Below are 22491 nucleotides of genomic sequence, written 5' to 3'. Positions count from 1 at the left end.
GCGTATGGCTTGGCTCTCTAAATTTGCTAAAATATCTACCCTGTCTCTTTGGATATTTTTAAATTCTTGTTTACCTATTCATTCAGAAGTAAACGATGACGATTTATCAATTGAGGTTGAAAAATCATTTGCAGATAAAACATGCTATGCTGAAAGTATCAATTTAACACATAGCGATTTGTTGAATTTGGAGGGGGTGCAATGGGTTAATCGAAAATTCAATGAAAATACATTTACACTTAGCAGTGATAATCCAAATTCCAAGGACTATTTAACCGTTAAAATTGCCAATTTGTTTAAAAATTCTTTAATGGAATATCCGGCAAAAATTAGCGGCTCTGTTAATCGAGAAAGTTCCGAAAAATTTACCTTCTTGAGACGCAACAATATTCTTATTGACACAAGAACCGACACTATAAAAGTTTATATATGCGATCAAACAATTTCAGCTAGTTTAGATGGTTATGTATACCAAACAACATTTGGCTCCTCTTTTACAATACCTTAATGGTCAGATATAACTCAAACCTACTACTTGCTTGATATTTTAAGCTGAAAAAATTTCAATTCTACAACCCTATCTGATTAACGTGAATAATGTTTAAGCTGCGATTAAAAGTTGGTTAGATTCCTCTTTTTCGGGAGTAATATTTAAGGAAGGTTTTTTGGGGAGGAAATGATATGCAGTTAAGGCAGATATGACATTCATTAAGAATCCTTTTGGAGCTCTGTGTCTGGTATGCTCTACTTTGCATATATTTTTCAATTCATCGTTTACCGATTCAATTAAGGCTCTTTTTCGAAGCAGAATTTTATCGGTGTCAGAGAGGTTTTGTGATTTCATATTTTTTCGTCTTTTATACACTAAATGTATACCGTCATTCCAAAGATAATCTGCCAATATTTGTGAGATGTAACCTCTATCTACATAGAGTTTTCCAAAGATATTTTTGGTCATTGTTTCAATTACTTTAAGGTTTCGGTCATCTACGTTAGCTCCTGATAGATAGAAACTTAGCAACTCTCCTTTGTCATTTATGATGAGGTGTAATTTGAATCCATAAAACCATCCCATAGTTGATTTTCCTTTGGATGCGAAGTGCTTCATTACACTGTGTTGTTTTTCTCTTTTTATGTGGCAGACTTTTAAGGTCGTTGAGTCGATAAAATTAATACCTCTGCTTGAACCAAGTGCCTTGGTTTTAAGAAAAACTAAAAGTGGAATCATTACCTTTTGTTGTATGGCATTGAACCGCTCATAACTCACCAAGTCAGGAAATAAATGAGTCCAATATACCTGAACCATTTCGGTATAAAAGGCTTTAAAGTTCACATAATTCGAGTGATGAAAGCATAGTAAAATGGTCATCACTTCCGAATCTGACAACTTACCTTTTCTAATGCGACTGGTGCTATTTTTAGCTTCTAAGCGACGTTTTTTGATTTCTACTTCGAATTCTTTACAGAAATCGTCTATTTCTACGAAAATTTCAGCTATTTTTGAATCAGACATAAGGGTGTTTTTTATATTGTAACTACTTGTTAATCAGTTGCTAATATACAAAAATGCCCTTTTACTTTATCCACATTTCTTATCCATTATTCACGTTAATTTTAGGTTTTGGAACCAATCTATTGATTTAATAACTCCCTAATTTTGACAATTAAAACTATGTTACAGTAACAATGGCACTTTTTATACATTTATCGAATTTAATCGTGAACAAAATGTTTTTTGAGAATAATCCAGAAAGTCTGAACCGATTTAAAACTTTTGTCAATTTCAACCAACGAAATACTTCGGAAAGCCGCACCGCACAAGAGGATGACTACCTTATTTCGGTTGCAGCCATGAATGCGGATGACCATAATTTGGATTTTTTTGAAAGCATCGGACTGACGGAAAAGGATTATGTTATTGTTACCCGATATGGTGGTTTTGAGTGGGAGGCTGACTGGCTTGACTGGCATGCACAAACCTATTGTTGGCATATTGGCGAAGCTGAGAAAATGAGAATTGAAATGGAAAAATTTGACCTCCTTTCTGTTCAAAATCTTGTTGATATTGGTTATCTCAATTATTTAGACTCAATAAACAAGGGAATATAAACAACCAAAATTTGATTTTCTTCCGAACAACTCTATTTTTGGCCACAATATTTGGCCTTGTAGTTCAACGGATAGAATAAGAGTTTCCTAAACTCCAGATTCAGGTTCGATTCCTGACAAGGCTACAGAAAGAAAAGGAGTCCACTCCGGTTTTTGTAAATAACCATGATATGGTTGGGATACCAATCTTAAATTGGTAAATAAAAAGGCTGTCATTCAAGACAGCCTTTTATTTGATTAAAAAATTTAATTGGTATTATAATTATCAATCGTGGTTGTAAATTATTTTTTCAACCTGAATTCCGTTATTGGTTTTAATTGTCATAAAATAAACACCGGCACTCAAACCTTCGAATGAATAATTAATTATTTCCGGAACGGCCATATAGTCCGACTCAAACATTACTCTGCCCAAATTATCAGTTATTCGTATAAAAACGTTGGAGGTTTCGGAATCTGTTAAATCTATAGAAATCAGCCCGTTGGTGGGATTAGGATATATTTGAATGATTTCCTCCGATTTTTTTGTTAAAACCCTGAGAGGGTGTATTTCTTCATCCCCGTTGAAATCTATTTGTCGGAGTCGATAAAAAACGGATTTCGTAATAATTGTTTCCACATTTTGATCGATGAAAGAATATGCTAATATCTGGTCTGAATTACCATTTAAAGCCAAGCTATTTACAATACCAATGGGTTGAAAATTGTCGATACCGTCAATACTTCTTTCAACAACAAAATACCTATTGTTAATCTCTGAGGCAGTGGACCAAGTCAATAGAGCATCAGTTTTTACCCATTTAGCTTCGAATTTTAATAATTCGACTGGTACTGGATTGTTAACACCAAAGCCGAAGTCAAGAAACATATTTTGACCCGAGGTTGGTGTTGTAATAACTATTGTGCTAAAACCGCTTGCAATTGAGGTGCTTCCATCACTATCTCCAAAATCAGTAACCGCACTGTTGTCAGTTTTTCCGGTTGCATTGGTTGCAGAGGCACTTTGACTTTGCAAAGTTGTATCTGCTAAATTTACCCGAAGATGATACGTACTGTTTGAGTTTAAACAATAAAATATATCACTATCAAATTCATACTCACCTTGGCTATTCGTCAAGATTTGAACAGGAATTGGAACAGTATTATAACTAATTTCTATATAATTTAGCCGAGCATAACTTGCTGAATTGTTGCTGGTGTAGCTGAATCTAACTGCTGTTGCGGTTTTGGGTAACGTGCCGGTATAAGTTGCACTAAGAGTGCCAGTGGCCGAAACCATGTTAACCCAAGAACCATTGTTAAAATATTCAACGCTGGCAGCAAATGTGCCGGTTGAAGATTTGAAAAAGTAGTAATTAAATGTTATGCTTACCGTTCCGGATGCCTCTTTTAAACTAAATTGTCTCTCTATCGATCTGCTTTCACCGGGATTTAATTGTTGATGGTATAAATTTCCACCAGTTATACGGGTTCCAAGAACGGAGGGGCCATTACTTTCGCCAATCTCAATCCAATTGCTTGAGAAGTTAGTATTTCCATCATTGTTACTGAATGACCCAACATTAAAATCATCTCTTAAATTTTTGCTTGCCGTGGTTCCGCAAGTAACTAAAGTTCCTGTTGTGGTGTATAACATCACCTTGGTGTTCGCTATCCTTCCCTCTTTGCCTTCTTGTAATCCGTCAAGGTCGGGGTCGGCCCAAACTATTCCGCCAATTTTCCACCCATTACTTGGATTTAAGGTAATGCCCATATCCCAACTCATATCCACTTCTCCCTCCGAAAGAGATATAGTGCTGGTGTTGCCGGTAGTCGGGTCAGCATCGCTATCTTCCGAATCATTACTACCTACATTATTGGCAACAATGCTGTAGCCACTTGGGAGGGTGTTTCGTGAAAATTTAATGTAGTAGTCACCAGCCGGTAACTTATCAAACATATATTCGCCGTTTGCCGTGGTTGCGGTGCTACTAATTAGTTCATCATTTAAGTTGTACAATTGAACGCCTACACCGCCAACGTTGTAAAAAGTACCGTTTTGAATCCCATCATTGTCATTGTCTATCCATACTATATTTCCGAGTTTTGCTGGAATAAAATCAATAATACCTCCATCATTGTCAGGCACATTGCCACCTACAGGTAGAAATATTGAAGCACTTAAACCAGTTATAGGATTAACATCACTACCATTGGATGTGTTCGTAGTTTGAGTGGTAAATTGGGTGTTACTTATTGTATTGATAAACGATGTGTAATAAATGCCAGACTGTAAACCAGCAAACTCATATTCGCCGTTCTCATTAGTAACAGCTGCTGATATTGGTTCTTCTGAATCATTAAGCAGTAAAATCGTTTGACCGGGAACGGGATTTTCCGAGCTTTCTTCAATACCGTTTTTGTTTTGATCAAACCAAAATCGACCACTTAAAAGTCCAACAGTGCTGCTTGTTAAGCCAGCGTCAAGATCGAGGTAGGTTTGCCCAGTACTGAGGGAAATATTTCCGGTTTTCCCCAATTGATTTGCCGCACTGCTATCTGTTCCAGAACTTTGGGAAGTAAATACATATCCCGCCGGAGCATTAACGAATACCACGTAATATGTTCCGGCAGAAAGATTTGTGAATAGATATTTACCGTTTTCATCAGTAGAGGTTGTTTGTATTAACGTATTTGAAGTATTGTACAACTTCGCTGTGACACCCGGGGCCCCAGGCTCGTCAGCGTCTTGATATCCATCTTGATCTATATCAAACCAAACGTAGTTGCCCAGACTTGCTACATTCGCTTTATAAATTCCAGCATCGTGAGACATGTCGTCTTCACCTTCTTCTAACGCAATAACCGAGGTCTTTCCTGTTGAGGTGTTAACATCGCTATCAACTTTGTCATCACTTCCGGCGTTTTGTGTTACAAATGTGTATCCACTCGGTAAGGTTGAGGATACAACTTGTATAAAATAGTCTTCTGCCGCAAGTTCATTGAAAATATAATAACCCAATCCACTTGTTGTTGTTGAGTCTATTACTGTATTTCCAGTGTTGTCAAGTAGTCTAACCCTGACACCGGGTACCCCTGGTTCTCCGTTGTCCTGCAAGCCATTGTTGTTAAGGTCATACCAAACTCTATTTCCTAAACTTGCTGGCAGAACATCAATGACATTACCAATAATTCCGGCATCCACATCGGTAGTATGAGTGCCTGCATTAATTGTAATGTTTGCTGTGCGGCCAGAAGCATTGGCGTTATTATCCGTGCTGGGTGTTCCGCTCCCTGTGCCTGTAAACTGATGGTTGGGTGGAATATTGCTGAACTGTATGTAATATGTTCCTGCGGCAAGATTTATAAACTTATACCATCCATTTCTATCTGTTGTTGTCCTATCTTGTTCAATGTCGCTTGTATTGTATAGTATTACTGTTACTCCTGCTACTCCTGCTTCGTTGCTATCTTGTATGCCATCCTGATCATAATCATACCACACAAAATCGCCCAGAGATGCTGTGTTTGTATTGGTTGTATCATTGATACCAGCATCTATACTCATGTTTATTTCGCCGGCAGATAGTATAATGGTGTCTGTATTTCCTAAATTTTGGTTTGGGTCACTGTCAACGGTATTGTTGAATCCTAAATAGGGATGCACCAAATTATAACCGGATGGTAGATTTGAAAACTCTAAGATATAACCTCCGGCATTAAGATTATTAAATACATATTGTCCGTCAAAAGAAGTAAACAGTGAATCCAATCGTGAACCAGATGAATTTTTTAGTACCACCTTTATGTCTTCTACACCTTTTTCATTTCCTCCGCTTTGTATCCAATCATTATTTAAATCATACCAAACAAAATTGCCTAAGGAGGCCGAAGATGCAGGCTGTCGGACAAGTCCGGCATCTATATGTCTGATGTTTTGGCCAGAAGTCAGGACTATATTTGACGTTTTTAACGATGTGGTATTAATATCACTATCAAAAGCATCGTCGCCCACATTTGCGGTTGAAGCAATAAAACCGGGAACTGGGTTCATACCTACCACATAAGTTCCAGCATCTAAATTGTTAAATAAATACATACCATTTTTGTCTGTGTAGGTATTCATTAGTTTGTTTCCACTGTTATCATAAAGTGTTACTAAAACACCTGAAAATCCCTTTTCTGAATAATCCTGAATACCATTACTATTTTCGTCAAACCAAACATAATCACCGATAGAACCTACAGAATTTTCGGCAGGTATTAATCCAGCATCAAGGTCTAAGTGATTATTGGTGCTGATGCTTACATTTGGAGTTTTACCCGTGGTCGGGTTGGCATCACTACCAAAGGATGTTCCGGTCGTTTGCGAGGTAAACTTGTAGTTTGGAGGCAGGTGAAATTGAACATAATATGTACCTGAGGTTAAATCTCCAAAACGGTAACGACCGTTGGCATCTGTCTTAGTTGTTCCAAGAAGATTATCAGAACTATTAAATAAAGTTACCTCGATACCGCTCATGGCAGGCTCATTGGCATCTTGGTCTCCATCCTTATTCAAATCGAGCCAAACATAATCTCCCAAATAAGGATTTGCGTTTATTTGGTAATTAGTTTCTGTAAAGTTTGTAGATGGAATACAATCTTCACACTGTGGGGCATAGGCCCGAGTAGTGGTTGTTTCGTCATACTGCGAGAAAACAGCCCCCTTAAAACTAATATTTATCAAACCCGAGGATGGAAGACTAGCAGCCGTATAGGTAAATATACGTTTGACTGTGTCGTATGTATAGCTGCCACACGAGGCACCAGATGATGCTGAACAACTAAAGGTTGAAAGGTTGATGAAAAAGTTTTGTGGAAGGGTGTCAATAAAAGTTTTTTCTATGGCATTGACACCACCCGATGCATTCTGGAATTGATAGCTCATTGTTAGAGTGTCTCCACTTATTAAAATTGCCGGAGATACAGATTTCGAAATAGAGACATCCAATCTAGACCATGGGCCACCTGTATTGCCAGATATGTTGGCTGCATCATTACCAGAAAAAGTGTCCTTCAGATACATATTCGAGGGAATGATAAAATTGGCATTTGTTCCTCCGTATCTTGAGGAGGAAACGGTAAAACCACACCCAGACAAATTTATTTTGCCAACTTCGATGGCATATTGCACCTTTATGGTATCTCCAACAGCCCAATTTTTGACTCTTCTTTGTATTAAAGAATAGTTACTATAACCTGCGAAACTTGCACTTAAGGTTGTGCTGTAATAAAGATTTGAGTTATAAAAACTTGTCTCATATAGGCTGGATCCTGCACCAACCGACCACACGGTATCAATAATTCTCATGTTATTTGTTATTACCGCTGTTCCAGAACCTGATTTTACCCAAGTACCAAAGGGTAAAAAATAGGTTAACAAAACACTATCTGCCGTGGATGGACCATGATTTACATAATACACGGTATGATAGCTCGTATCCGGTCCACTTTGGCAAGCAGCATTGAATGTTGTCTGACTTCCAACTACCTCTATGTCAGTTACGGGGCAGGCAGCAGCCGTGCAGGGCCCCACATCGTTTCCATTGATACTGACAAAGTTATTAGCACTGAAAGTATCTGTAAGTGTTAAATTAGTTGGAATAGTAAAGCTTGTATTCGTACCTCCCACATTTGTACCTGTTATGCTGTATCCGCATCCGCTGTGGTTCAATCCATTTATAATTATGCGATAAGATATTAAGACAGTATCGCCTGGTTCCCATTTTTTCACCCTTCTCTGTAGGAAATTATAATTGCTAGTTCCTGAGCTTGCGGTGGATAGTGTTAGGCTATATGTGCCGCCTGGATTGAAATAACTTGTCGGGTAAAGTGTAGTGCCCGATGAGGTGTAGAAACTTGTATCCCCAGCCACGAAAGGTACAGAAATAGTTGCCGTTCCATTTCCTGTTTTGGTAAACCCACCCATTGGAATATAAACAGACAACAATGTACTGTCGGCATTAGCAGGGCCATGGTTTACAAATCCTACTGTATGATAAGAGGTGTCGGGAAGATCTCCACAACCCGCATTAAAAGTGGATTGATTTCCAAAAGCTTCTATATCTGTTGTTGGGCAAGATATTCCAGAACACGGTCCAAATGAGTTTCCATAACTCCAATTTAAGGAATTATTAGTTGAAAATGTATCCGTTAATGTAGTATTTGATGGAATAGCAAATGTTGCATAATGGCCACCTAATCGCGTGCCGCTTAAAGTATAGCCACATCCATTCAAATTAAGCGATTCAAGAACCACTTTAAACGTAAGCTCCACGGTGTCTCCAGACTCCCATCGTTTAACTCTTCTTTGAATATAGTTGTAGTTACCATACCCTGAGCTAGATCCGGTAAGGTTAACGGAGTATGTAATACTGCTATTATATAATTGGGTATTATACATGGATGTTCCAGGGCTTATATTCCATACCGTATCAATCATTTTTACGCTTGCATTAATTTGTACAGAACCTATTCCCGTTCTGGTAAAACTTCCAAAGGGGACATAAATATTTAGCAGAACACTATCCGCCCGGCATGATCCTTTGTTTATAAATCGTACCATGTGAAATGAAGTATCAGGAAATCCATTGCAATTGGCATGAAAGGTATCCATAGAACCCTCTATTGCAATATCAATGTTCCTTCGAAGTGTAATGTTCCATGTTGAGCTATTCGTGGACATATTTGGGTCTGTTGTGCCACTTGGAGGGCTTACCGTTGCCGTATTTGAAAAGGAAGAGTTATAAGGGGGGCTGGGTGCCTCCATTGTAATATTCATTATTACTTGCCCACCACTGGGTAGGGTCGGAATTGTACCACTAAAGTTTGTGTTTGATATTGTATAGCTTGATGGACATACCGCACCGCCTGTTGCATTACATGAACTGTAGGAAGTTTGTGTAAGACCACTTGGAAAATTGTCGTTAAACGTTGCTCCATTGGCCGAATTTGGGCCGTTATTGCTGATTGTGTAGGTGTAAGTAAACGACTCACCCGGACACAACGTCGTAACACTCGTTAACTGAATTTGAAGGTCGGCATTTTGGGAGAATCCCGAAATGTTCAAACCAAAAATAATCAAAAATAAAGCTAAGGATTTTTTAAAACGGACGAAGCGTACCTCGCCTTTTGAGTACAAATTTTTCATCACAAAAGTATTATAACGTAGTAGTAATTGGTACAAAAGTAGTTCTATATTGCTGTATTATGTAAAAAAGTATAATTTATATTTTTTAGACCCCATTTGAGATTATACCTTCGCAACAAAAGTTTTAAAAAAAATGCATTTTACCGTTGGAAGTTTGGTTGCCATTGCCCTAGCATTTATCATTATAAAATTTGCTACTCGATTGGCTATGAAGGTGTTAGGAGTTGCAATACTATTGCTGGTCGGCGTTTATGCCATGTATCATTTTGGGGTGGGGCCGTTTAAACAAAACCCTATTGCCATTGAGGTTTTGGAAGAAAAATATTGCAGCAATTCAGAAGAAAAAATAAAATGCGACTGCATTGTAACCCCAATAAAAAAAGATTTGATGAGTCGATTTACACGTGCGGAGTTAGAGGAAATGGAAGACGACCGCCTCTCGATGGGTTATGCCTTCAAGAAAAGTTTTGATGCCTCCAAACCTCAAATTATGGATTGTTTGAAAAAACAAAATGCGGAGGGTCAACTGAAAGAGTTTACCACAGATTTGATTCCCATAGAAAATGAGGTTGTTGATGCCTTGGGCAAACTAAAAAATAAGGTTCAGGATAAAATCGAAACTTCAGTTGAGGATTTTAAATCCAAAAAAGAGGGCATTGACGGGAAATATTAACCCAAATTAATACCTCAGGGCCAATTAAGGAATGTCCAAATACTTGTGTGTTTGCAGGCTAATATTCCATTCCGGATTGTTTTTTACGAAGTCGATAATTAGTGGTTCCATCTCATCTCTCTTGCTCCATTCGGGTTGTAAATAAAGCAAACAATTTTTTGGAACGAGTTTCCGAAATTGTTTTGCCCACTCAAAATCGGATTTGTTAAAAACGATGATTTTCAGCTCATTGGCAACGGCATAACTCGAAGAAACCGGCGGTTTAAATTTTTTTGGTGATAACGTTACCCAATCAAATTGGCCTTTTAATTCGTGAGCTCCAGATGTTTCAATATGTACTTTTTTTCCTACGTCATGCAGCTCATTGCATAGTTCTGATAGGTCATACATAGCGGGTTCGCCTCCAGTAATCACCACAATAGTTGAGGCATTTTTTGAGGTTTCATCAGCAAGTTCTTTTGGCGAAATTTTAGGATAATTATCGGTGTGCCAACTTTCTTTTACATCGCACCAAACACAGCCCACATCGCAACCAGCCAAGCGAATAAAATAGGCGGCATGACCCGTAAACCGACCTTCGCCTTGAATGGTGTAAAACTGCTCCATAACGGGCAGCTTGTCGTTAGCCATTAAACTTGTTTTGGTGAGATTTTAAGGTGTTTTGCATCAACCCAATAATAGTCATAGGGCCTACACCTCCCGGCACAGGAGTTATGGCTCCGGCAACTTCTTTTACGGCATCATATTCCACATCACCTTTTAATACATAGCCTTTGTCATTATTGGCATCTACTCGGGTAATGCCTACATCTATAACCGTGGTTCCGGGGCTTACCATTTCGGCTTTTAAATATTCAGGTATGCCCACGGCCACAATAATAATATCGGCCATAAGGGTATATTTTTTCAAATCTTTGGTGTGGCTATGACATAGTGTAACCGTGCAGTTGCCCGGATTTCCGGAGCGGGACATCAAAATACTCATTGGCCTACCCACAATGTTGCTACGGCCAATAACCACGCAGTGTTTGCCTTTGGTTTCAATATTGTATCGCTCTAATATTTGCATGATACCAAATGGAGTTGCACTGACATAAGTGTCTTGCCCTTTGGCCAGTTTGCCAATGTTTACATCATGAAAACCATCAACATCTTTATCAGGATGAATTGCCTGTGTTACCTTGTTTTCAGAAATGTGCTTTGGTAATGGTAGCTGCACTATCAATCCGTCAATGTCGTCATCCTCATTTATTTCGGCAATTTTATCCAATAAAAATGCTTCGGTGGTGTCTTGCGGAAGCCGAATTAAGGTGCTACTAAAACCAACTTTTTCGCAGGCCAATTCTTTGTTTTTTACATACGTTTTGCTGGCACCGTCTTCACCCACCAAAATGGCCACCAAATGCGGGGCTCTCATGCCTTTGGCCACTATTTTTTTAACCTCGGTAGCTATTTCAACTTGTATTTGGTCGGCTATGTCTTTTCCTTTTAAAATCATCCTAACATTTCTTTCGTTGTCGGCAAAATTAGTCATATACGGATAACAATCTAACAACTGAATAGGAATAAATTGCCTATCTTGCGACCTCAAAGAAGCATACTTAATTTAAAATGAAATACGCTACTCGAATTGTTTTGGCACTGTTGGTTTTGGTTTCTATTCTAATTTGGAATGGATGCCGAAAAGACAGATACGAACCTAAACAGGAAGATTTAGGATATAGTTATTTCTTGATGGATAAAGGAAATACGTGGATTTATGAAGTGGATTCTATCCAATACACTTCATACAACCAATCACATCCCATAGATACATTTCAATTTTTTATTAAGCGAATAATAACAGATACTTTTATTGATAAAGATAGTGCAAAAAACGCCATTGTATCTGTTTATAAATCCAACTCAATCAATGGCAACTACCAATTTGTAAGAAATTATACGCAACGTATTTATGATTTTAGAGCGGAGGTGGTTGACACCAATGTAAAAACCGTGGCTCTTGTTTTTCCTCCAAATTTGAATGAATATTGGAATGCAAATTTGTTTAACACAAAAGATGAATCTGAGCTGGAGATTGCGGAATTAAAGCTAAAAGATTCGATGGGAGGCAATAGTTATGACAGTATTTTGTATGTGCTGCGAAGTGGCATAGATATAAGAACTTTAAAAGATTTTGGGATGGAGAAGTACGCCAAAAATGTGGGATTAATTTATTCTGAACAAATTCATAAAAAATGGAAATCACTGCTGCCAAATGAAATTCCTGATGGTTTTGAATACACTTATAAACTTGTGAAGTTTGAAAAATAAACTATCCTTTATATTTATTTTTTTACTGCTTTTCGTGGCTGCTTGCCGCGAGGTGGAAGAGCCCTCGAGTTTTGGTGATGAATATTTTCCGTTGGTCTCAGGGGCATATTGGGTTTATCAAATAGACTCTTTAGTCTATGACGATTTTAGCGGAAGCCAAACCACGGTAAGCGGCCAACAAAAAATTCATATTGTGGAAAATAGCAATGAAAATACTTCGGAGAACCGCTACTATGCCGAAATTAGTTATAGAAAAGACAGCTCATCGAAATGGAAATATCATCGAGACATTGTTTTTTCTAAAAACGAATTTAGAGCTACCATTATGGATAAAAATGAGGAAACAATGCTGTTGCTTTTTCCTATAAAAGATAGAGTATCGTGGGATGCGAATCAGCTAAACACCAAAGGTGAAGACAGATATCGATATATAGCCAAAGAAAGTTGGAGAAGCGAACTTTTTTCGAGTCTAAAAAACCCGATTTTTGTAGAACAAGAAATAGATTCAAGTTTAATAGATGCCGATATTCGTTGGGAAGTTTATGAGCAAAATAAAGGATTGGTCGAAAAAAGAACCATTAGCACCGAAACACAATTTGGAAAAACAAAAGGGTTCGACAGCCATTGGAAACTGGTTGAATATGTGCAGCCTTAACCCAAAATCATTCATCGTATTTCTTTCGGTTTTTTGCATTTCGCAATCACTGTGGGCAAAAACAGAATATTACTTTTTGGTTCAGTTTCACGACAAACAATTGAACTACAAAGGGCAGGAGGGGTATAAAAGCCAGCTTACCGAAAAGGCTATTGAACGAAGAGCCAGATACAACATCAAATACGATTCTGCAGATTTACCTGTTACGGAAGCCTATTTGGCCAACATAAAAAAGCAATCAATACAGGTGAAGTATGTAAGCCGTTGGCTAAACGGAGCGGTCATTACTACACAGAACATGGACACGGCATGGAGATTAAAAATCAAATTTTTTGTAAAAGATGTGGTTTATCTCGGCAAATACGATACAAAAGCTGGAAACAGCGGAAGCCAGAGCCTCGGGCAAGTGGAGGAACAAAACGATGGGGGAGAGAAAAATGATTATGGCAAAGGCCTGAACCAATTAGAAATGATAAACGGTTTGACATTGCACAATCAAGGGTATAAAGGTCAGGGAATGACGGTGGCGGTGTTTGATGCAGGCTTTAAAAAAGTGAATGAACTGAGTCTGTTTGAACATTTGTATGCCAGCAAACGAGTTAAATATACCTACGATTTGATTGATTTTGAGCAAAATGTGTATGACGATGATGACCACGGTTTGCATGTTTTAGGTTGTTTGGCAGCCCAAAAAAGTGGAACAATGATAGGTTCTGCTCCACAGGCCAATTATGTGTTGATCCGTACGGAGTCGGCAACTTTTGAAAATTTGATTGAAGAGATTAATTGGGTAAGAGCCGCCGAAATAGCCGATAGCCTGGGTGTTGATGTAATCAGTTCTTCACTGGGCTACAATCATTTCGACGAAAAAAGACTCAACCACAGCCACGATGAATTGGATGGAAAAACCACTTTTATAAGCATTGGTGCAAAAATGGCAGCACTAAAAGGTATGTTGGTTGTAAATTCTGCCGGAAACGATGGCAATAAATCATGGGGAAGGCTTGATTTTCCTGCTGATGTGGAAGAAATTTTGGTGGTAGGAGCGGTGGACAGCAAAAAAGTGGTTCCGGCGTTTAGTTCGCCTGGGCCAACTGCCGATTTTCGTATAAAGCCTGATGTATGTGCATTGGGTCAAAGTGCCACCATTACCACTACTTTTGGCGTAGGAACTGGCAACGGAACCTCCTATTCATGCCCAATTATTGCCGGAATGATGACCTGCTTGTGGCAGGCAAATAACAGTCTAACACCTGCCGAATTAATTAGTTTGATTCGACTTACCGGACATATTTCTTTAAATCCGCAAAACGACTTGGGCTATGGTGTGCCTGACTACGATTTGGCTTTGGCTATGGCCGGTAAACACTCCAAATTTGATTATGCAAAAGTGCAATTAATCAACTACGACACGGCCTTTGTTTATGGCAATAAAGAAGTTGCATTTTATACACCCAACAACGAAATGATGTATTGCGATGTGATTGTACAGAAAAAAATCTTGTTTTTTAAATACCAAAAAACAGTTTCCACAGCCGAGGCAGAACCTTCATTTAGACATTTTGGCAAAATCCAGATTTATACCCCTGCGTTAAAAGAAGGGATTGTACCCATCTATCATTTTTATTATTTCATGAATGGAAACGATAGGGTGGAGCTATAAGAAATTTTTTGTTTTGCTCATGGCTATGAGCATCTTTTTTCATGCCAATGCACAAGTAATAAAATATGTGTCTCCCGGCATTTCATTGGGATATGGATTAACAACCAAAGGTATTTCGTTGGGTTTTGAGTGTGATTTTGGGTTAATAAAGTCCACAATAAATAACCGTCCCGTAAACTTTGGGTTGACTTATGGTCGATATTTTACTTCTGTCAAAAAATTTAAAACCAATGAAATTCATTGGCATAGTGTGTATGATGTAATGTTGGAAGGAGAAAATTTTGACCTAAAAACCGGCCTCGGCAAGGCAAAATACACGCATGGTTATAGGGGAGCAGTTAGATGTAGAGTTGCTGGATGGAATACAGATTTTAGTTATACCACCCCTTCATATCAAATGCCGTGGTTTGGCATAAAGTCGTTCTACTACCCTCGCCCTAAATGGCGTTTTTTTAGTTCTTACTATCATACATTTTACACCAAATACAAATACGATTTTCATAATTCGGGTTTAAAGCGTTGATTCTGGAATTTTAAAATCGAATGCATTATGCATTGAATCATTTATTCCCCTAAACATCAAATAAACTAAACTACTAACTTTGCCGCATGACTTCAGCAAAAAGAATTATTAAAGCCCCAACCGGAACACAATTGCACTGCAAAGGCTGGGTGCAAGAGGCGGTTTATAGAATGATACAAAACAACCTCGACCCTGATGTGGCCGAGCGTCCAGAAGATTTGATTGTATATGGTGGTCGTGGAAAAGCTGCTCGAAACTGGGAAAGTTTTGATAAAATTTTAGAAATTCTTCAGCAATTGGATGATGACCAAACCTTGATGGTGCAGTCTGGAAAACCTGTGGGTGTGTTGCGTTCGCACAAAAATGCTCCGAGAGTGTTAATTGCCAACTCTAATTTGGTTGGTCATTGGGCAAACTGGGATCATTTCAACGAATTAGAGAAAAAAGGATTGATTATGTATGGCCAAATGACTGCCGGTAGCTGGATATATATTGGCTCCCAGGGCATTGTGCAGGGCACCTACGAAACCTATCTCTCCTTGGCCAGAAAACATTACAACGGAAGTTTAAAAGGAACACTAAACGTGACCGCCGGTTTGGGTGGAATGGGTGGAGCTCAACCACTGGCAATAACTATGAACGAGGGCGTTTGCCTTGCCGCCGAAATGGAAGAATGGCGAGTGCAAAAAAGGCTCGAAACCCGATATTTGGATAAAATGACTTCCAATATTGATGAAGCCATAGATTGGGCATTGACCGCCAAACAGAACAACGAGGCCATTTCTATTGGAGTTGTTTGCAACGCCATTGATTTGCTCAACCGATTGGTGCAACGAAACATAACCCCCGATACGCTTACCGACCAAACTTCGGCACATGATGAGTTGGTGGGATATTTTCCAGAAAATTTGTCGGTAGAAGAAGCGAACAAACTAAGAGAAAATGACCCCGAAAAATACCGAAAATTATCGTTGCAAGGCATGTGTACACATGTAAAACTGATGTTGGAGTTGCAAAAGCGGGGAGCCATTACATTTGATTATGGAAACAATATTCGCGGACAGGCTTTGGCCAACGGTGTGCAAAATGCGTTTGATTTTCCGGGATTTGTTCCGGCATACATCCGTCCATTGTTTTGCGAGGGTTCAGGGCCTTTCCGATTTGTGGCATTGAGTGGCGATGAAAATGATATTTTTAAATTAGACCAAAAATTGAAAGAGTTGTTTCCAAACAACCAAGGTTTGATTCGTTGGTTGGATATGGCCAAAGAAAAGATTGCATTTCAAGGTCTGCCAGCTCGTATATGTTGGCTTAAAATGGGCGAACGTGAAAAAGCTGCATTGGCCTTTAACGATATGGTTAAAAATGGCGAAATATCGGCTCCAATTGTTATTGGTCGCGACCATTTGGATACTGGCTCTGTGGCTTCGCCAAACCGCGAAACGGAGGCCATGAAAGATGGAACCGATGCGGTGGCCGATTGGCCGATTTTGAATGCTCTGATAAATACCGCCGGAGGTGCAAGTTGGGTAAGTTTTCATCATGGGGGAGGGGTAGGCATGGGTTATAGCCTACATGCTGGAATGGTGATTGTGGCCGACGGAACACAGGATGCCCACGACCGATTGAGACGTGTGTTGCACAACGACCCTGCCATGGGTGTTATTCGACATGCTGATGCGGGTTATGAAATTGCCGATGAGACAGCACAAAAATTTGGGTTAAAAATCTAACAAAATGAAACTTTCGATAGATGTAAAAGTGGCATCTAGCAAAGAATGGATTGAAGCCGTTTTGGCCGATTTTCCAAAATTTTTGAGAGATCATGCCGATTGTGAGCGAAAGGCCAGTGGCATGGCATTGAGTTTTGTGGCCAAATATCCCGACCGATTGGAGATTTTGCCCGAGCTCATGGATACTGCTATCGAGGAGTTGGAGCATTTCAGGCAGGTGTACGAAATTATGCAGCATCAAGGCATTACACTCAACCACGAAATAGAGAAGGACGAATATGTAAACCAACTAATGAAACTGGCCAGAAGCGGACGAAACGAACGTTTTTTGGACAAACTGCTATTGGGTTCGGTGTTGGAATGCCGGGGGGCGGAGCGGTTTAAAATGGTGGCCGACCATGTGCAAAACGACGACCTCAAAAAATTCTACAAAGCCCTCTGGACCAGCGAGGCCAAGCACGGACACATCTTCGTGAAATTTGCCCTCAACTATTTTTCCGAACAAGAAGTATATGACCGCCTCGAACAACTCATGACCGCCGAAGCCGAAATTATCCAACAAATTCCAGTACGGGCAGCGTTGCATTGAGGGGGTGCTTTTGTGAAGTGAAGGTCAAAAAACTGTGAATCGCCAAAATCTATACATCCAAAAGGCAATCAAAGAACTTTTTAATCCAAAGTTGGCGATTACCAAACAGTATTTGAAGGTATGCGAAATTGAATTAGAAAATGGTAAATAGGCATGCGGTTTTATATAGAAAAGGAGGTTGCCGTTTATTACTAAAGTAGTGGATGAACGATGTTTAATCTAATTTTTTTGACAAAAGAACCTGAAGTTGGGTTTGCATTTGCCGAATTAAACGTTGATAGCATTTAAAAAAAGTTCTAACATTGCATAATGGCAAAGTCAGAATTAGAACCCGAATTAAATATTGGTCTAAACAAAAAAATTGGCCTTTTATGGTCGTTGATTGGTTTAACCATAGTTATTTGGCTTGTTTCAGGCTTTTTGGTTCATGCATACATCGACAATTGGGACAACCGAGGCACTTTTGGCGATATGTTTGGGGCGGTTAATGCCCTGTTTTCGGGGCTTGCTTTTGCCGGACTTATTTATGCCAACGTATTGCAAAAGAAGGACTTAGAACTCCAGAAAAAGGAAATTTCGCTTAACCGAGCTGAGCTGAAAAAATCTGCCGCGGCACAGCTTCGGTCGGAAAAAGCATTAGAACAACAGGTTCAAGAAATGCGTATATCTTCGAGATTGAACGCGTTGAACACAATCATTTCTTTTTATAATTCCGAAATTGCCACAGTCGGACACTCCGAAGAATACTTAAAAAAAGTGAAGGAGAAACGAAAAGCAGCCATTCTTGAAATTGACGAACTCATTGACAGCCAACGAAACTGGGAACTAGAGGACGAAGAATAATAACGAATTTTATACGAATTTTGTTGAAATTTCAACAAACCAAATTGGGTTATATATTCTTTATTTTAAAGACTTTAGCATTAAAAACGTATCATTATTATTCGCCAAAAGTAAAAAAAATACCCACTTTTGGCGAATAATAAATGTGTTATTAGTTGCCAAAACTAACAAAAAATAATACTTTTGGCGAGTAATAATGCACCTAATGATTGGCAGAGAACCCGAAATTAGTATTATGCACGACCTGTTAATTACCTCAAAATCAGAGATGTTGTCGGTGTTTGGTAGGCGAAGAGTAGGCAAAACCTACCTGATAAGAGAAGTGTATAAAAACGAAATGATTTTTGATTTTGTTGGCACTCAGTTTTCCAACAAAAAAACGCAACTCCAAAAGTTTGCAGACAAACTTTCGGAACGGTTTAATGGCGGAATTCCAATAAAACGCCCGGCCAGCTGGTATCAAGCCTTCGAAACACTAAAGGGCTACCTCGACAATCTACCCAAAACTAAGAAAAAAAGAGTTATTTTTTTTGACGAACTCCCGTGGATAGACTCGCACCGCTCCGGCTTTTTGCAAGAATTTGGATACTGGTGGAACGACTGGGCATCAAAAAAAAATCTGGTGGTGGTTATTTGTGGTTCGGCAGCTTCATGGATGATTAGAAAGGTGATAAATCACAAAGGTGGACTGCACAATCGGGTAACACAACAAATTCATTTAAAGCCCTTTACACTGTATGAAACACAAAAACTGTTACAATCCAAAAATATAAATCTTCCGGAATATCACATTTTACAACTTTATATGATTACAGGTGGTGTGCCACATTATTTAGAGAACGTTCAACGTGGTGAATCTGCCTCGCAAACTATTGATAGAATGTGCTTTACGAAGGATGGAATCTTGCAATCGGAGTTTAACAACCTCTACAATGCCTTGTACGATTACCCCGAAAATCATATAAAAGTAATTCGGGCATTGGCCGAGTCTCGAACAGGACTTACTCGTTCGGACATTCAAAAAAAGACCGGAATTGCTACTGGAGGTGGGCTCACGAAGGTATTAGAAGAACTGGAGCAATCTTCGTTTATATCATCGCTTTCGCCCATTTTTAAATCGAGTAAAGAAACACTTTACCGTCTTGTGGATGAATACAGCCTTTTTTACCTCAATTTTATTGAAAAACAAAAGCTAAACACATCGCATATTTGGCAAAGTATTTCGCAAGAACAACGCTATGTAAGCTGGTGCGGATATGCCTTCGAAAATGTGTGTATTCGGCATGTTAATGCCATTAAAAATGCCCTAAATATCGGTGGAATTCGCACGCAGGTGGGAAGTTTTTACCGCAAAAAAACAGAAACCGAAGAGGGTTTTCAGATTGATTTGCTGATTGAGCGTGCCGATAAGGGCATCAACATTTGCGAAATGAAATTTTATGCCGATGATTTAATAATTACGGAGCAAATAGCTACGACACTTCGCAAGCGAAGAGAATCTTTTAGAAGACATGTGAAAAAGAAAAAGTACGCCTTATTCAACACAATCATCACCCCTTTTGGAGTTGTAGATAATAAATGGAAACTCGACCAAATGGACAACGTAATAACAGCTAAAGATTTATTTCAACTCACTGTTTTTGAGTAATATAGATTAAATATAAGTGCATTATTACTCGCCAAAACTCGATTTTTTTTCGACTTTTGGCGAGCATTTGAAGTATTTTTGAGTGTGGTTCTTCATCAAACCAACTTCTTCAACAACGCTTTCATGCTTACTTCGACGGAAATTATGTTTTCCAATTCGTTGATTTTTACCCGACGTTGTTCCATGCTGTCGCGGAAACGAATGGTTACGCTTTCGTCGTTTAAGCTGTCGTGATCTACTGTTATACAAATGGGTGTGCCAATGGCATCTTGCCGTCTGTATCGCTTGCCAATACTGTCTTTTTCTTCGTAATAGCAATTGAAATCGAGGCTTAGCTCGGCCATTATTTTTCGAGCCATTTCGGGCAATCCGTCTCTTTTAATCAATGGCAAAATAGCACATTGATAAGGTGCCAAAGCCGCCGGAAGTCGCAACACCGAGCGGGTTTCGCCATTTTCGAGTTGTTCTTCTTCTAAGCAATTAGAAAGCAACACCAAAAACATTCTATCAAGCCCAATGCTGGTTTCTACCACATACGGCACGTAGCTTTCGTTTCGTTCAGGGTCGAAGTATTGGAGTTTTTTTCCGGTATATTCTTCGTGTTGTTTTAGGTCGAAATCCGTGCGAGAATGGATGCCCTCCACTTCTTTAAATCCAAACGGAAACTCAAACTCGATATCAACCGCTGCATTGGCATAATGTGCCAGTTTTACATGGTCGTGGTATCGGTATTTTCTTGAATCGATACCCAAATTCAAATGCCATTTTAGTCGCTGTTCCTTCCAATAGGCATACCACTCCATCTCGGTGCCGGGCTGAACAAAAAATTGCATTTCCATTTGTTCAAACTCTTTCATACGCATGATGAATTGGCGGGCAACTATCTCATTTCTAAAGGCTTTTCCGGTTTGAGCAATACCAAAAGGCAGTTTCATTCTACCCGTTTTTTGCACATTTAGGTAATTTACAAAAATGCCTTGGGCGGTTTCGGGTCTGAGATAAATTTGACTCTCGCCATCGGTGGCACTCATTTGGGTGCTATACATTAGGTTAAATTGCCGAACTTCGGTCCAGTTTTTACTTCCCGAAATGGGGCAAGCTATGCCCAAATCTTCAATTAATTCTTTGATTTTTTGCAGTTCCCCGCTTTCCAAACCTTCTTTTAGTCGGGCATCAATTTCTGCAATTTTCTGATTGTTTCTAACCACATTTGGATTGGTAGCAACAAACTGTTCTTCATTAAAGGCATCGCCAAATCTGGCTTTGGCTTTTTCTATTTCTTTTTGGTTTTTCTGCCGATATTTTTCCTGATGCTCCTCAATCAACACGTCGGCTCTGTATCGCTTTTTCGAGTCTTTGTTGTCAATCATGGGGTCGTTAAATCCATCCACGTGGCCACTGGCTTTCCACACTTTTGGATGCATAAAAATAGCTGCATCTACACCCACAATATTTTCGTGCAGCTGCACCATGCTTTTCCACCAATATTCGCGAATGTTGCGTTTTAGCTCCACTCCGTTTTGACCATAATCATACACAGCGGCCAAACCATCGTATATTTCGCTACTTGGAAACACAAAGCCATACTCTTTGGCATGAGAAATAACGTTCTTAAAATGCTCTTCGGACATCGAATTTTTATTTGCGGCAAATTTAGTCTTTCAATATTTTAGCCGTGTGATAATTAAAAACGAATTTTTGCAGGCATCCATTTCTACAAAAGGTGCCGAATTGAACAGCCTAAAGGACATGGAAACGGGTAAAGAATATATGTGGCAAGCCCAACCCGAAGTGTGGCCACGTCACGCACCGGTGTTGTTTCCTATTGTTGGCCGATTGATAGAAAATCAATATAAAATGGAGGATGAAATTTATACCTTAAGCCAGCACGGTTTTGCCCGCGACAGCGAGTTTGATGTGGTAAAATGGAATGCTTCGGAAGTGGAGTTATCATTAAAACCGTCTGAAAAAACGTTTGAGCAATACCCGTTTGTATTTGATTTTAGGTTGAATTACAAACTGGAGGGTAAACAGCTGTTTCAAACATTTAAGGTTACCAACCACGGCGGCAATGCTATGCCCGTAAGTTTTGGAGCTCATCCGGCATTTATAGCCGAGCCAGTTGAGCAATGTTGGTTACAGTTTGAATATGCAGAAATTGAAGAAAGTGACACGGTAGAAAATGGCATTCGTAGGCATGAAATGCGGCCTGCATTTAATGGCAACAAAATTGAATTGTCAAAAACTATTTTTGATCGCGATGCCCTTATCTTCAAACAGCTAAAATCAAAAGAAGTCACCCTGTTTCAAAAAGAAACGCCTCTTTTAAAAGTTCGTTTTCCCGGATTTCCATTTTTAGGTATTTGGTCAAAACCTGCCGCCAATTTTGTATGTATTGAACCCTGGTGCGGCATTGCCGACGGCCAGCATCACAACCAAAACATCTATGAAAAAGAAGGAATTATGCTGGTGCAAACCAACGAAACGATTGAACGGCAGATGGTGGTAGAAGTTTTGTAAAACCAAATTAAAAAGCCAAATAAAACCGGCAAAAATGCGAAACAAAGCCAA

At 39.2% G+C, this 22491-nt stretch carries 17 protein-coding genes and 1 tRNA gene; 13 read left to right on the top strand and 5 right to left on the bottom strand.

The genetic code is table 11. The features are described 5' to 3' along the window. A partial coding sequence (locus H6607_11085; protein ID MCB9262906.1) for a hypothetical protein occupies nt 1-508 on the top strand: 508 nt, incomplete at its 5' end. 93 nt (nt 509-601) lie between these two features. Here H6607_11085 and H6607_11080 read toward each other — a convergent pair. Continuing rightward, a complete protein-coding gene (locus H6607_11080; GenBank protein MCB9262905.1) occupies nt 602-1513 on the bottom strand; it encodes an IS982 family transposase in 912 nt (303 codons plus the stop codon). A 173-nt stretch (nt 1514-1686) separates the two neighbouring features. Here H6607_11080 and H6607_11075 point away from each other — a divergent pair, with 173 nt between their 5' ends. Together H6607_11075 and H6607_11070 are read left to right on the top strand one after the other, a co-directional pair. Then, nucleotides 1687-2109 carry a hypothetical protein gene (locus H6607_11075; protein ID MCB9262904.1) on the top strand — a complete coding sequence of 141 codons (423 nt, stop codon included), beginning with the start codon at nt 1687-1689 and terminating at the stop codon, nt 2107-2109. A gap of 53 nt (nt 2110-2162) precedes the next feature. Beyond that, a tRNA-Arg gene (locus H6607_11070) sits at nt 2163-2234 on the top strand. A 140-nt stretch (nt 2235-2374) separates the two neighbouring features. On the opposite strand, the gene H6607_11065 is transcribed toward H6607_11070, so the two are convergent. Further along, nucleotides 2375-9280 carry a carboxypeptidase regulatory-like domain-containing protein gene (locus tag H6607_11065; GenBank protein MCB9262903.1) on the bottom strand — a complete coding sequence of 2302 codons (6906 nt, stop codon included), beginning with the start codon at nt 9278-9280 and terminating at the stop codon, nt 2375-2377. 133 nt (nt 9281-9413) lie between these two features. Here H6607_11065 and H6607_11060 point away from each other — a divergent pair, with 133 nt between their 5' ends. Next, complete coding sequence (locus tag H6607_11060; protein MCB9262902.1) at nt 9414-9953, top strand: hypothetical protein; 540 nt, start codon at nt 9414-9416, stop codon at nt 9951-9953. 24 nt (nt 9954-9977) lie between these two features. Here H6607_11060 and H6607_11055 read toward each other — a convergent pair whose 3' ends face one another. Both H6607_11055 and H6607_11050 read right to left on the bottom strand, forming a co-directional pair. Then, nucleotides 9978-10583, bottom strand: a complete 606-nt coding sequence (locus H6607_11055; protein ID MCB9262901.1) for a radical SAM protein — start codon at nt 10581-10583, stop codon at nt 9978-9980. Then, on the bottom strand, nt 10576-11451 hold the full coding sequence (locus H6607_11050; protein ID MCB9262900.1) for a bifunctional 5,10-methylenetetrahydrofolate dehydrogenase/5,10-methenyltetrahydrofolate cyclohydrolase: 876 nt from the start codon (nt 11449-11451) through the stop codon (nt 10576-10578). The genes H6607_11055 and H6607_11050 overlap by 8 nt, the downstream gene beginning before the upstream one ends. Before the next feature lie 113 nt (nt 11452-11564). On the opposite strand from H6607_11050, the gene H6607_11045 reads away from it, so the two are divergent. The 8 genes from H6607_11045 to H6607_11010 all read left to right on the top strand — a co-directional run bounded on the left by H6607_11045 (nt 11565) and on the right by H6607_11010 (nt 19920). Next, complete coding sequence (locus tag H6607_11045) at nt 11565-12266, top strand: hypothetical protein (protein ID MCB9262899.1); 702 nt, start codon at nt 11565-11567, stop codon at nt 12264-12266. Then, a complete protein-coding gene (locus H6607_11040) occupies nt 12256-12921 on the top strand; it encodes a hypothetical protein (protein MCB9262898.1) in 666 nt (221 codons plus the stop codon). The genes H6607_11045 and H6607_11040 overlap by 11 nt, the downstream gene beginning before the upstream one ends. Further along, a complete protein-coding gene (locus tag H6607_11035; GenBank protein MCB9262897.1) occupies nt 12863-14584 on the top strand; it encodes a S8 family serine peptidase in 1722 nt (573 codons plus the stop codon). Before H6607_11040 ends, H6607_11035 begins: the two co-directional genes overlap by 59 nt. A 25-nt stretch (nt 14585-14609) precedes the next feature. Beyond that, on the top strand, nt 14610-15107 hold the full coding sequence (locus H6607_11030) for a hypothetical protein (protein ID MCB9262896.1): 498 nt from the start codon (nt 14610-14612) through the stop codon (nt 15105-15107). Nucleotides 15108-15193: 86 nt separating this feature from the next. Beyond that, nucleotides 15194-16840, top strand: coding sequence for a urocanate hydratase (gene hutU / locus H6607_11025; GenBank protein ID MCB9262895.1), 1647 nt, complete (start codon nt 15194-15196; stop codon nt 16838-16840). A 4-nt stretch (nt 16841-16844) separates the two neighbouring features. Beyond that, a complete protein-coding gene (locus H6607_11020; protein MCB9262894.1) occupies nt 16845-17429 on the top strand; it encodes a tRNA-(ms[2]io[6]A)-hydroxylase in 585 nt (194 codons plus the stop codon). Nucleotides 17430-17738: 309 nt separating this feature from the next. Further along, nucleotides 17739-18272, top strand: coding sequence for a hypothetical protein (locus H6607_11015; protein ID MCB9262893.1), 534 nt, complete (start codon nt 17739-17741; stop codon nt 18270-18272). Nucleotides 18273-18468: 196 nt separating this feature from the next. Continuing rightward, on the top strand, nt 18469-19920 hold the full coding sequence (locus H6607_11010) for an AAA family ATPase (protein MCB9262892.1): 1452 nt from the start codon (nt 18469-18471) through the stop codon (nt 19918-19920). A 95-nt stretch (nt 19921-20015) separates the two neighbouring features. Here the strand turns inward: H6607_11010 and H6607_11005 are convergent, their stop codons facing one another. After that, nucleotides 20016-21551 carry a glycine--tRNA ligase gene (locus tag H6607_11005; protein MCB9262891.1) on the bottom strand — a complete coding sequence of 512 codons (1536 nt, stop codon included), beginning with the start codon at nt 21549-21551 and terminating at the stop codon, nt 20016-20018. A 46-nt stretch (nt 21552-21597) separates the two neighbouring features. Here H6607_11005 and H6607_11000 point away from each other — a divergent pair, with 46 nt between their 5' ends. Further along, nucleotides 21598-22440, top strand: coding sequence for an aldose 1-epimerase family protein (locus H6607_11000; protein MCB9262890.1), 843 nt, complete (start codon nt 21598-21600; stop codon nt 22438-22440). The last annotated feature ends 51 nt before the right edge of the window (nt 22441-22491 follow it).

The sequence above is a fragment of the Flavobacteriales bacterium genome (assembly GCA_020635395.1).
GTDB lineage: Bacteria > Bacteroidota > Bacteroidia > NS11-12g > UBA9320 > UBA987.
This window is presented reverse-complemented; position numbering and strand designations above follow the sequence as displayed.

Excerpts from the sequence above, each read along its gene's own strand:
- H6607_11080 (MCB9262905.1), bottom strand. The coding sequence starts at position 1,513 with ATGTCTGATTCAAAAATAGCTGAAATTTTCGTAGAAATAGACGATTTC.
- H6607_11075 (MCB9262904.1), top strand. The coding sequence starts at position 1,687 with ATGGCACTTTTTATACATTTATCGAATTTAATCGTGAACAAAATGTTT.
- H6607_11065 (MCB9262903.1), bottom strand. The coding sequence starts at position 9,280 with ATGAAAAATTTGTACTCAAAAGGCGAGGTACGCTTCGTCCGTTTTAAA.
- H6607_11060 (MCB9262902.1), top strand. The coding sequence starts at position 9,414 with ATGCATTTTACCGTTGGAAGTTTGGTTGCCATTGCCCTAGCATTTATC.
- H6607_11055 (MCB9262901.1), bottom strand. The coding sequence starts at position 10,583 with ATGGCTAACGACAAGCTGCCCGTTATGGAGCAGTTTTACACCATTCAA.
- H6607_11050 (MCB9262900.1), bottom strand. The coding sequence starts at position 11,451 with ATGATTTTAAAAGGAAAAGACATAGCCGACCAAATACAAGTTGAAATA.
- H6607_11045 (MCB9262899.1), top strand. The coding sequence starts at position 11,565 with ATGAAATACGCTACTCGAATTGTTTTGGCACTGTTGGTTTTGGTTTCT.
- H6607_11030 (MCB9262896.1), top strand. The coding sequence starts at position 14,610 with ATGAGCATCTTTTTTCATGCCAATGCACAAGTAATAAAATATGTGTCT.
- hutU (MCB9262895.1), top strand. The coding sequence starts at position 15,194 with ATGACTTCAGCAAAAAGAATTATTAAAGCCCCAACCGGAACACAATTG.
- H6607_11020 (MCB9262894.1), top strand. The coding sequence starts at position 16,845 with ATGAAACTTTCGATAGATGTAAAAGTGGCATCTAGCAAAGAATGGATT.
- H6607_11015 (MCB9262893.1), top strand. The coding sequence starts at position 17,739 with ATGGCAAAGTCAGAATTAGAACCCGAATTAAATATTGGTCTAAACAAA.
- H6607_11010 (MCB9262892.1), top strand. The coding sequence starts at position 18,469 with ATGCACCTAATGATTGGCAGAGAACCCGAAATTAGTATTATGCACGAC.
- H6607_11005 (MCB9262891.1), bottom strand. The coding sequence starts at position 21,551 with ATGTCCGAAGAGCATTTTAAGAACGTTATTTCTCATGCCAAAGAGTAT.